Below are 10438 nucleotides of genomic sequence, written 5' to 3'. Positions count from 1 at the left end.
TGACCTTGCCCTCGAAAAACGTATCCGTTATTGAGAGTGTGTAAAACTTCAGTGACGGAGGATTGAGCAATGGGTAACCCGAGGGCGCGGTACACGCTGGAATTCAAGGTTGAGGCGGTTCGCATGGTGCGTAACGGCCAGAGCCAGGCGGCGGTGGCAAAGATTCTGGGCATCAGTACGCAGACGCTAAACAGCTGGCTCAAGGCTGACGAGGCTGGCAAGCTCGCTGGCGCAGGCAAACAGGTATCGGCCGAACAGATGGAAATTGCGCGACTCAGGGCAGAGAACGCGAAGCTGCGCATGGAGCGCGACATCCTGGGAAAAGCGACGGCATACTTCGCGAAGAGGTCGGCGTGAAGTATGCCTGGATTGAGCGGCACAGCCGACAATGGCCGGTATCCGTGGCCTGTGAGGCGCTGGGTGTCAGCCCCAGTGGTTATCACAACCGCAAGGCCCGAGACGTTGATCCTGATCGGCCGCGCCGACGTATCAGCAACGATGCGTTGCTGGTCCACATCAAGGCCGTGCACGCCGAATCCAAAGGCGAGTACGGCTGGCCGCGCGTGTGGAAAAAGCTGCTTGCGCAAGGCATTCGCGTGAGCAAGGACCGGGTTCAACGGCTGATGAAGCTGCATGGCATCAAGGCGCGGACCAAACGCCGCTTCAAGGCCACGACAGACAGCAGCCACAACCTTCCGGTCGCACCGAACCTGCTGCAACGCGACTTCTCGCCGGCGAAGCCCGATCAGGTCTGGACGACAGACATCACGTATCTGTGGACCGACGAGGGCTGGCTGTACCTGACGGTCATCCTGGATCTGTTTAGCCGCCAGGTCGTGGGCTGGTCGCTCAAGCCGCACATGCGCACGGAGCTGGTTTCTGACGCGTTGCGTATGGCGTGGTTCCGTCGTCGCCCCGAGACCGGTCTGATCGTGCACAGCGACCGTGGGAGCCAATATTGCAGCGCCGAGTTTCAGGACCTGCTCAAGAGCTACGGCATGCAAAGCTCGATGAGTCGCCGAGCAAATTGTTGGGACAACGCACCGACCGAAAGCCTGTGGGGATCGCTGAAGCAGGCGCGCATCCACGGCAAACGCTTTGCGACGCGTCGCGAAGCGATGGACGAGGTAATCGACTGGTTGAGCTTCTACAATCATTCGCGCTTGCACTCGACGTTGAATTACGTCAGTCCGATGCAATTTGAACAAGACTGGCACGCCGCACAGCGAAAGGAAGCGGCATAATAAGTGCTCGGTTAGCGGATGCGAAAATCGCGGGCAACGTCAACCTATTGCGACGCTTGAGACCATAACCGGGTGGGTGAATGATATTCGGAATAGCGAGGTGGCCGTGGGCTCGTCGAACAGGAGATACTGCGATAGATACGGTTAGGTGTCCTATCTATAAGATAAAAAACTTTTCTTGAGTACACCGTACAGCTTCCGTTTCTAATGGAAGCGTTCCTTCGAAGCTCTCGCATGGGCCGTTCAGCGAACACTACTTCGACAGTATTACCCGGCAAACAAGTACCTGTTCGAATTCATCCAGGGAATGTCCTGGAGTTGCACACGCCGCGAGCGCTCCAGATGTGCTTCTCCTTCGGCGATCATATCGGCGGCCCTGTCCAGCACCTCTTGCAGGCGCGCCAGTATTTCGCTGTGCCATTGCTCCGTGTCGTCGGCGAAGGCAGGAGGTCTGGCGAGGCTTTCGAGCAGGGAGTGGGCAGTTTCGACGAAAGGCAGCGCACCGTGGTAGTCCTTGACGGCAAGCATCGCCTCGTCGGTTGCCTCTTTCAGCACCCGCAGATGCACTGCTGACGCTTCTTCACCATCCGGCGACGACTGCATCGCAGCGGCGTTGTTGCGTAAATCAGGCGTAGAGACGACATGATCTGTGTGCTCTCAATCTCAGGCGATACGGACGGACTGCGGGCGAGCGAGGGCTACCATGCGATTGAGTACACCCGCACGGATTGATACCTCGGTGGCTTGCGAGCCCGTCGCGCGCGCCCACAGACAGGAGCCCGTGAGTACCTTGAGCCGGTACATCAAGGTCTCGGCGAGCGATCGCCGGTGGTAGCCGCTCGCCTGCTTCCATTCGCGCCTGCTGCTTCCTTCGATAGCGGCAATAGCTGCATTGCGCCAGGTGGCGCCGGGCGTGCGGTCTGGCCACGGCTTCGCTCCCTCGCGCGGCGGAATCGACGGGCTGGCGCCACGCGCGGCGATCTGCGCGTGACAAGGCTTGGTGTCGTAAGCGCCATCGCCTGCGATGGTATCGATCATTACATCAGCCGGAATCTGGTCGAGCAGATCGGGCAACACTTCGCCATCGCCTTCGTCCTGATGGGTCATCAGCGCGGCGCAGATCTGGCCTGTGTTCGCATCCATCGCGAGGTGCACCTTGCGCCAGGTGCGACGCTTGGACCAGCCATGCTTGCGCACCTTCCACTCGCCTTCGCCGTAAACCTTCAGCCCGGTGCTGTCGATCACGAGGTGCATGGGCTCATGGGGACGTTGCGCCGGCAGCGCGACCTTGAGGGTCTGGGCGCGACGGCTCAAGGTCGTGTAGTTGGGTACCGGCAAGCTCGGAAAGGCGAGCTTGCGCAAGCTCTGGGCGAAGCCTTGCAGTGCGCGCAGCGGCAGATGAAAGACTTGCTTGAGACTGAGCAGCATCTGGATCGCTGCATCGCTGTAGACACGCGGTCGGCCGTGCCTGGTCGGGCCAGCCTCGGGTACCTGCGTCAGTACGCCTTCATCAATCCACATGGTTACATCGCCTCTTGCGATCAAGCCCGCGTTGTAATCCCGCCAGTTCCTGACGCGGTACACCCCTTTGGGTTCGCTGGCCTTGCGTTCGTCCTTGCGCATCTTCTCGGGGAAAAAATCGAGAATCTACGCAGCTCGATGCGAAGTTAACATCCTGGTCAACCCGAGCGTTGCACGTAAACGTCAGTCCACCTGGAAGCGCCCCAATTTCTGCAACAACGCCCATCGCAGCGGATAAATGACCAACACGCGACGGGCCGAGCGCATCAAGAAGCAGCGAGCGCTGCTGGAGGTTTGCATACTGCTCGCGCAATCCGGTTTCACTGGGCATGCGGATATCCATTTGGCATAAACCCTTGTTCTACGACCGGCATGTTAGTGGACGCCCAGGAGAAGAGGGTCATAGATCGTCACTTCGCGGTCGATGTGGCGAGGGCTTCCTGACGTGCGGCCACGAACGCCTTCGAGTGGCACTGTTCCGCGTGATTCAGCGCAGCGCGCCAGATAGCGTGCAGTGCGTGAGCCGCCTCCTCCCGATCGCATCGCCGTGGTCCAGCTGCGCCAGGCAGGAGCGCATCGTCGTGCTGCATACCATCGCCGATGCGGCCCGCATGGCGGCGCCCAGTGAGCGCCAGATGAGGCTGTGGGTGATGACGCGGGAAAGCGTTAAATCATCAGGATTGCAAAAATTGTCGACAGCTGCCTCTAATGGGCAAGGCGCCGCACGCGAACCCCCGGACGTTGTGTGCCGCGAGGAACTGGCCGACTGTTTCAATGCAATGGCGTCCTGCACCGAAAAAACCACGCACTCAGGCGTCCACGGACATTGCGGGTACGCAAGGTTCGGGCAGGATCTTCAGTTGATCGAGCTCTCAGCCCCCTCATTGTCGGCACGCGCTGGCCTTGCCTTGGCGGATCAACGTCTACGATCCGTCGCGATCGAACGGCTCAGCTGTTTTCGAAACGACCCCGATGTGTCCGGCAGGCGGGAGAGGGCGGCCGCATCAGCAACGCGAGCTGGCGCGGGTCGGAATGAAGCCAGGTGGAAGCAGGCAATGACCAGCCGGGGATGAAACCTGGAAGGCCGCCTGGTGGAGCAGGGGGCTGGCGCCGTCCCGGCCGTGCAGGCCCGCGTGACGCAGTTCAACTTATGCGTATGCCGCGGCGCGCTGTCGGTCCCCGGGATGCGTGGAATGCACGGTGAGTGCTCACCAACGTTAACGGGCGGTTGCACGGACGAACGCCCAGGATATGCGGGCCCAGGCGCGCTCCGAGTCAGGCGCGTGCGTTCGCGCCCGACGAAAAAACGCCCGCACAGGGGCGCGGGCTTGGAGCGTGTGCGTGGGTCGGGGGCCGCACGCACGCTTAAATATTAGGCGAAACCTGAGAGGTCACATTAAAAAATGACGTAACCTGTTGATTTATATTATTAATATTTTGTGTGCGAGGGTGGGGTCCCGGTGGGCGGCGCCCGGTCCGTCCCCCATGTTCAAACGTTGATAATGCGGGATTCTGTCAAATGCGGGTGCCGCGCAGGCTGGCGAGTATCGCAACTAACCGTCTTCCAGCCACCCAGCTCTCCGCTTTCCTACCCCAAACCCGCCTGCAGGCCCGCAGGCCACCGAGGACGCCAGCTCGTCTTGACCGTCGCCTGTCGACACCCTGAAGCCAGGCAGCCGGATGCCAGGTGAGTATTTATTCGGGAATGCAAGGCAAAAGTTGCCATCGATGCATGAGGTCAAGCGGGCTGCGTGGCGGGGTACAGGCGGCAACGGCGGGGCGCGAGTCTGCCTCTTTCCGGGGCGGCGCGAAAAACGCACGTCGCGTCACGGGTTTCGAAGCGCATGACGGGATGGTCGCATCCGGAGCCTCACGACGTCTCGTCGGACCGCTTGTTCCGCTGACCGAAGATAAGGGGCCTATCCTCCGTCAACGATGCTTTAACTTTCGATACCTAAGTAATGCGCTCGATTGCATTTTTCCTCGGGGCGGCCGTTTCGGCAGTTTTAGCTTTTAGTCCCTTCGTCAAGGAGGCTGAATGCTTCGCGAGGGCGGTTTTTATCGTTTCTGTAATGCCTTTCGCGCTTGCCCTGGACTTCCGCAGAAGGCAGCGCTGACTTCAAGCAAACAGCTGTCAGGGCGTTGCGCCGGATTCATTGACGCCGATGGTGCCGACGGCGCTTGACTCAAGCGCGGGAAACGAGTGGTGACGCTCACGCGCCGGGTTGAACTGGCCGGCCGCCGCGCGGGCATCATCCACATTCAGACCTGCCCCGGGCACCCACCGCCGGGCGGGAAATTGCCGGCTGCAAGGGCCAACGCTAAGATGCTGCAATCCAACCGGCCCCTTTCCGCTGTCAAACCGATCTTCCGATGTCAACGACCCTACCCAGGCAATCGCCACCGTCAAAGGTACGTGACGGCATGCACGATCTGCGTGTCATGCGTTACGGCTTCCTGTTGCGCGAGAATTTTTCCCTGATTGCGCTTGGCTCCGCCATTGATCCGCTTCGGATAGCCAACATGATCATAGGACGGCGCGTCTATGACTACAGCCTGATCGGCTCAGGCGACGAGTTCGTTCCATCGAGTGACGGTATCCGGGTGGTCCCCGACGTCTCGATGGCGGACAGCGCGCCTTTTGACGTGGTGTTCGTTGTCGGGCCGAATCCCATTCCGAAAAGGGGGATTGGCGCCGTTGTGGACTGGCTGCGCAGGCAGGCGGGCAAGGGCGCGGCGCTTGGCGGGCTCGACACCGGCAGCTATTTTCTGGCGCGTGCTGGATTGCTGAATGGATACCGTTGCACGATTCACTGGGAAGACCAGGACGTGTTGATGGAGCAGTTTCCCAAGCTGACAGTTTCCACGCGGCTGTTCGAAATCGACCGGGATCGCTATACCTGCAGCGGTGGCGTGGCACCGCTTGACTTGATGGTGCATCTGCTGGCGAATCCGCCGGGCAGCCAGGCACTCGCGGCGCGTGTGCTCGAATTGCTGGTCGCGGAGCCGCGCAGTCGCGAATATCGACAGCAGACTTCGTTGCGTCAATATATCGGCGCGGAGCATGAGAAGCTCGACGAGGCATTGCAAATCATGGAAAGCAACGTCGAAGAGCCGATTGCCGTGCCGGAGATTGCGTCTCATCTGCGGGTCTCGCAGCGGCAACTCCAGCGCTGGTTCCAGGAGCGCCTTGGCAAATCGCCAGCTGAGGCGTACCTCGAGATTCGTCTTCTGCGCGCCCGGCAGCTTCTGTACCGCACGGCAACTTCGCTTGAGGACGTGTGCGCGCGCACCGGTTTCACGTCGACGACCCACTTCTCCACGCGCTACAAGGCGCAATTCCAGATCTCCCCGATCGCCGACCGGCGTCGCTATCAGAACGCGCTGTAGCCATTCAGAGATCGCGGCAGGATACGCCCGTCGCGTATCGGCACTAAAAATTGACACAACCTCGGCGTACGGCGCCGAGGCGTGCAAGCGCAGGCTCTCCACACACGCAGGCAAGCGAACGATCGATTTCATGGTTAACCCGATTTGGCCAATTCGGGAACGACGTTGTCCATTTCGGAAATTCTCCAAATTCCCGAACTTCTAACATCTGCTCACACCCACCACGCTTTTTCACCCAGGAGCGAGCACATGAAGATGGAGAACCTGATTCGAATCGAGAATGGCGAGAAGGTGAAGCACACCTTTTCCGATGCGGAGTACGCAATCCGCCAACGCAAGCTGCGCGAGCTGATGGCGCGCGAGAATATCGACGCGGTGCTTTTCACGTCGTATCACAACATCAACTACTACTCGGACTTTCTCTACTGCTCGTTCGGCAGAAAGTACGGTCTCGTGGTTACGTCGTCCAAGGTCGTCTCGATCTCGGCCAACATCGACGGCGGCCAGCCGTGGCGGCGTACGGTCGGCGACTACAACGTGGTCTATACAGACTGGCAGCGCGATAACTTCTTTCGCGCCGTGCAGGGCGAGATCGACAACAAGGGCCGTGTGGGCATCGAGTTCGATCATGTGCCCGTCGAAGTGCTCTCGAAGCTGAAGGCGGCGCTGCCGTCGGTCGAGTTTGTCGACATTGGCGCACAGACGATGCGCATGCGCATGATCAAGTCCGATGAGGAGATTGCGCTCATCAAGCATGGCGCGAACGTGTGCGATATCGGCGGCGCCGCGCTCGCGGCGGCGGTGCGCGAAGGCGTGCCCGAGCACGAGGTTGCGCTCGCCTCCACGCAGGCGATGGTGCGCGAAATCGCGCGCCGTTTTCCCGATTCGGAATTAATGGACACGTGGACGTGGTTCCAGTCGGGCATCAATACCGATGGCGCACACAATCCGGTCACGACGCGCAAGGTGCAAAAGGGCGACATTCTCAGCCTGAACTGCTTCTCGATGATCGCCGGCTACTACACGGCGCTGGAACGCACGATGTTCTTCGATCATTGCCCCGACGAGCACCTGCGTCTCTGGAAGGTTAACGTCGAAGTGCACGAAGCCGGCCTGAAGCTGATCAAGCCGGGCGCGCGCTGCGGCGATATCGCGCAGGAACTGAACAAAATCTACGCGGAATACGGGCTGCTGCAGTACCGCACGTTCGGCTATGGCCACTCGTTCGGCGTGCTGTCCCACTACTACGGCCGTGAGGCAGGGCTCGAACTGCGCGAAGACATTGACACCATTCTGGAGCCGAACATGGTCGTCTCGATGGAGCCGATGATCATGCTGCCCGAGGGGCAGCCGGGCGCCGGCGGCTACCGTGAGCACGACATCCTGGTGGTCGGTGAACAAGGCGCCACCAACATCACGGCCTTCCCGTACGGCCCCGAGCACAACATCATCAAGGGCTGACAGGACAGTGCCGCCCCGCGGCGTGCGTCGCGGGTTTTCTTATTGACAGCAACCATCTTGCATGGGACCGGAGCCAGTACTTTGCCTGGAACCCGGGGGACGCGCTTGAGCGCGAGCCCGGGTCGAAAGCCAAAGCGCCGGCTCCGGATCGACAGGAGACGCCAGCGTGTTTTCCAGGGAACAAACCATCGCCGGATTCGATCCGGATCTCGCGGAGGCGATGCGCCTCGAGCGCGCGCGCCAGGAAGCGCATATCGAGCTGATCGCATCGGAGAATTACACGAGCCCGCGCGTGCTCGAGGCACAGGGCTCGGTGCTGACCAACAAGTATGCGGAGGGCTATCCTGGCAAGCGCTACTACGGCGGCTGCGAGCATGTCGATGTGGTCGAGCAGCTGGCGATTGCGCGTGCCAAAGCGCTGTTTGGGGCCGATTTCGCGAACGTGCAGCCCCATAGCGGGTCGCAGGCCAACGCGGCCGTGTACCTCGCCTTGCTCTCGCCAGGTGACACGATTCTGGGCATGAGTCTCGCGCACGGCGGGCATCTCACGCATGGGGCGAAGGTTTCGTTTTCCGGGAAGATCTTCAACGCGGTCCAATATGGTGTCGACGCCAGCACCGGCCTGATCGATTACGACGAGGTCGAGCGCCTTGCGCTCGAGCATCGTCCGCGCATGATCGTAGCCGGCTTCTCCGCCTACTCACGCGTACTCGATTTCGCGCGCTTTCGCGCAATTGCCGACAAGGTGGGGGCCTTCCTCTTCGTAGACATGGCGCACGTCGCCGGTCTCGTCGCCGCGGGACTGTATCCGAACCCGGTGCCGTTTGCCGACGTGGTGACCACCACCACGCACAAGACGCTGCGCGGCCCGCGCGGTGGCCTGATTCTCGGGCGCGCCAACACGGATATCGAGAAAAAGCTCAATGCGACAGTGTTTCCGGGCACACAGGGCGGTCCGCTGATGCACGTGATTGCCGCCAAGGCCGTTGCATTCAGGGAGGCGCAAAGCGCCGAATTCAAGGCTTACCAGGCGCAGACGCTCGCCAATGCACGGGCCATGGTGGAAGTCTTCACCGCGCGCGGCTACGAGGTCATATCCGGCGGCACCGACGACCACCTCTTTCTTGTCAGTCTCGTGGCAAAGGGCATGACCGGCAAGGACGCGGATGCCGCGCTCGGTCGCTCGCATATCACCGTCAACAAGAACGCCGTGCCCAACGACCCGCAATCGCCTTTCGTTACGAGCGGAATCCGTATCGGTACTCCCGCGATCACCACGCGCGGTTTCGGCGAGGACGACGCCGCAATGACGGCGCGACTGATCTGTGACGTGCTCGATCACCTGGGCGACGCGCAGGTGGAAGGCCGTGTGCGTGACGAGGTGGCGAAGCTGTGCGCGCGGTATCCGGTCTATCAGGGTCTGTGAGGACGCCATGAACGTGAGCACCTTCGACCTGTTCAAGATCGGCATCGGTCCATCCAGTTCGCACACCGTGGGACCGATGATCGCCGCGTGCAAGTTTGCCGGACGTTTGCGCGATCGTTCCGTGCTTGCTCGTCTGGGCTCGATGCGTATCGAGCTGTTTGGATCGCTTGGTGCAACCGGCAAGGGGCACGGTACCGACAAGGCGGTACTACTCGGTCTCGAGGGCAACCTGCCCGATACGATCGATCCCGACTATGCGGAACAGCGCCTCGCCGCCATCCGCGCGGCGAAGGAACTCGACCTGGCGGGCGAGCGCCGCATCGCCTTCGACGAAAAGACGCAGATTGCCTTTCTGCGGCGCGAGGTATTGCCGCTGCATCCCAATGGCATGCGCTTTACGGCGCTCGATACGAACGGATCGGTGCTCGATACTCAGGCGTACTACTCGGTGGGCGGCGGCTTTGTGGTCAACGATGCCGGGGAGCGGCTCAATGGCCTGCCGGGCACCGACGACGTGCCGTATCCGTTCCGGACCGGCGTGGATCTGTTGCGGCTGTGCGGCGAAAGCGGCCTGTCGATCGCCGATGTGATGGTGGCCAATGAGTGCACGTGGCGCTCGCCCGACGCCGTGCGCGCGGGCCTCCTGACGATTCGCGACGTGATGGCGGCATCGATTGCACGCGGCTGTGCGATCGAAGGCACGCTGCCCGGTCCGCTCAAAGTGCGGCGGCGCGCTTCCGCGGTTTTTCAGCAGTTGAAAGCGCAGTCGGAAGAGTGCCTGCGCGATCCGCTTTCGATGATCGACTGGATCAACCTCTATGCGATGGCCGTGAACGAGGAGAACGCCGCGGGCGGACGAATCGTGACCGCGCCGACCAACGGCGCCGCGGGCATCATCCCGGCCGTGCTGCAGTACTACACGAAGTTCGTACCCGGCTCAGACGATAACGGCGCAGTCACGTTTCTTCTGACCGCCGCCGCGATCGGCCTGCTTTACAAGGAGAACGCGTCCATTTCCGGTGCCGAGGTGGGCTGCCAAGGCGAGGTGGGCGTGGCGTGCTCGATGGCGGCGGGCGCGCTCGCGGCAGTCCTGGGCGGGACGCCGGAGCAGGTGGAGAACGCCGCTGAAATCGGCATGGAGCACAACCTGGGCATGACCTGCGATCCGGTGGGCGGCCTCGTGCAGATTCCATGCATCGAGCGCAACGCCATGGGCGCGGTAAAGGCCGTCAACGCTGCCCGGATGGCGCTCAGGGGCAACGGCAAGCACTACGTTTCGCTCGACAAGGTCATCAAGACGATGCGTGAAACGGGTGCCGACATGAAAACGAAATACAAGGAAACTTCGCGCGGGGGCCTGGCGGTCAACGTGATCGAATGCTGAGAGGAAGACACC

Annotated in this window: 7 protein-coding genes; 5 read left to right on the top strand and 2 right to left on the bottom strand. The window is 61.3% G+C overall.

Going from position 1 to position 10438, the window contains the following annotated elements:
* The first annotated feature begins 69 nt into the window (after nucleotides 1-69).
* Nucleotides 70-1244, top strand: a protein-coding gene (locus tag P5W98_RS35590; RefSeq protein WP_421028881.1) for an IS3 family transposase whose coding sequence is annotated in 2 segments (ribosomal slippage) — nucleotides 70-319 and nucleotides 319-1244 — 1176 coding nt in all. Because the reading frame shifts where the segments join, the coding sequence is not laid out codon by codon here.
* 267 nt (nucleotides 1245-1511) lie between these two features.
* Here P5W98_RS35590 and P5W98_RS35585 read toward each other — a convergent pair.
* Nucleotides 1512-1847, bottom strand: coding sequence for a hypothetical protein (locus P5W98_RS35585; RefSeq protein ID WP_421028880.1), 336 nt, complete (start codon nucleotides 1845-1847; stop codon nucleotides 1512-1514).
* A 60-nt stretch (nucleotides 1848-1907) separates the two neighbouring features.
* Nucleotides 1908-2867, bottom strand: a complete 960-nt coding sequence (locus P5W98_RS35580; protein ID WP_421026637.1) for an IS5 family transposase — start codon at nucleotides 2865-2867, stop codon at nucleotides 1908-1910.
* 2322 nt (nucleotides 2868-5189) lie between these two features.
* Between P5W98_RS35580 and P5W98_RS35575 the strand changes: the two genes are divergently transcribed.
* From P5W98_RS35575 to P5W98_RS35560, 4 genes are all read left to right on the top strand, one after another.
* Complete coding sequence (locus P5W98_RS35575; RefSeq protein ID WP_421028879.1) at nucleotides 5190-6155, top strand: GlxA family transcriptional regulator; 966 nt, start codon at nucleotides 5190-5192, stop codon at nucleotides 6153-6155.
* Nucleotides 6156-6404: 249 nt separating this feature from the next.
* Nucleotides 6405-7616, top strand: a complete 1212-nt coding sequence (locus P5W98_RS35570) for a M24 family metallopeptidase (protein ID WP_421028878.1) — start codon at nucleotides 6405-6407, stop codon at nucleotides 7614-7616.
* A gap of 166 nt (nucleotides 7617-7782) precedes the next feature.
* The gene (glyA, locus tag P5W98_RS35565) at nucleotides 7783-9042 is read left to right on the top strand and encodes a serine hydroxymethyltransferase (RefSeq protein ID WP_421028877.1); all 1260 of its coding nucleotides are present in this window, start codon (nucleotides 7783-7785) and stop codon (nucleotides 9040-9042) included.
* Between the two features lie 7 nt (nucleotides 9043-9049).
* Entirely contained in the window at nucleotides 9050-10426 is a 1377-nt protein-coding gene (locus tag P5W98_RS35560) for an L-serine ammonia-lyase (RefSeq protein ID WP_421028876.1), read from the top strand.
* Nucleotides 10427-10438: the final 12 nt, after the last annotated feature.

This window comes from Paraburkholderia sp. A1BS-2L (assembly GCF_051125205.1).
In the GTDB taxonomy this organism is placed as follows: Bacteria; Pseudomonadota; Gammaproteobacteria; order Burkholderiales; family Burkholderiaceae; genus Paraburkholderia.
Note: the sequence above shows the minus strand (reverse complement) of the source record. Positions and strands in the feature narration are given on the sequence as shown.

Bases quoted from the DNA above. Each gene is read 5' to 3' on its own strand.
- P5W98_RS35575 (WP_421028879.1), top strand. From the start codon at position 5,190: ATGCACGATCTGCGTGTCATGCGTTACGGCTTCCTGTTGCGCGAGAAT.
- P5W98_RS35585 (WP_421028880.1), bottom strand. From the start codon at position 1,847: ATGCAGTCGTCGCCGGATGGTGAAGAAGCGTCAGCAGTGCATCTGCGG.
- P5W98_RS35570 (WP_421028878.1), top strand. From the start codon at position 6,405: ATGAAGATGGAGAACCTGATTCGAATCGAGAATGGCGAGAAGGTGAAG.
- P5W98_RS35560 (WP_421028876.1), top strand. From the start codon at position 9,050: ATGAACGTGAGCACCTTCGACCTGTTCAAGATCGGCATCGGTCCATCC.
- P5W98_RS35580 (WP_421026637.1), bottom strand. From the start codon at position 2,867: ATGCGCAAGGACGAACGCAAGGCCAGCGAACCCAAAGGGGTGTACCGC.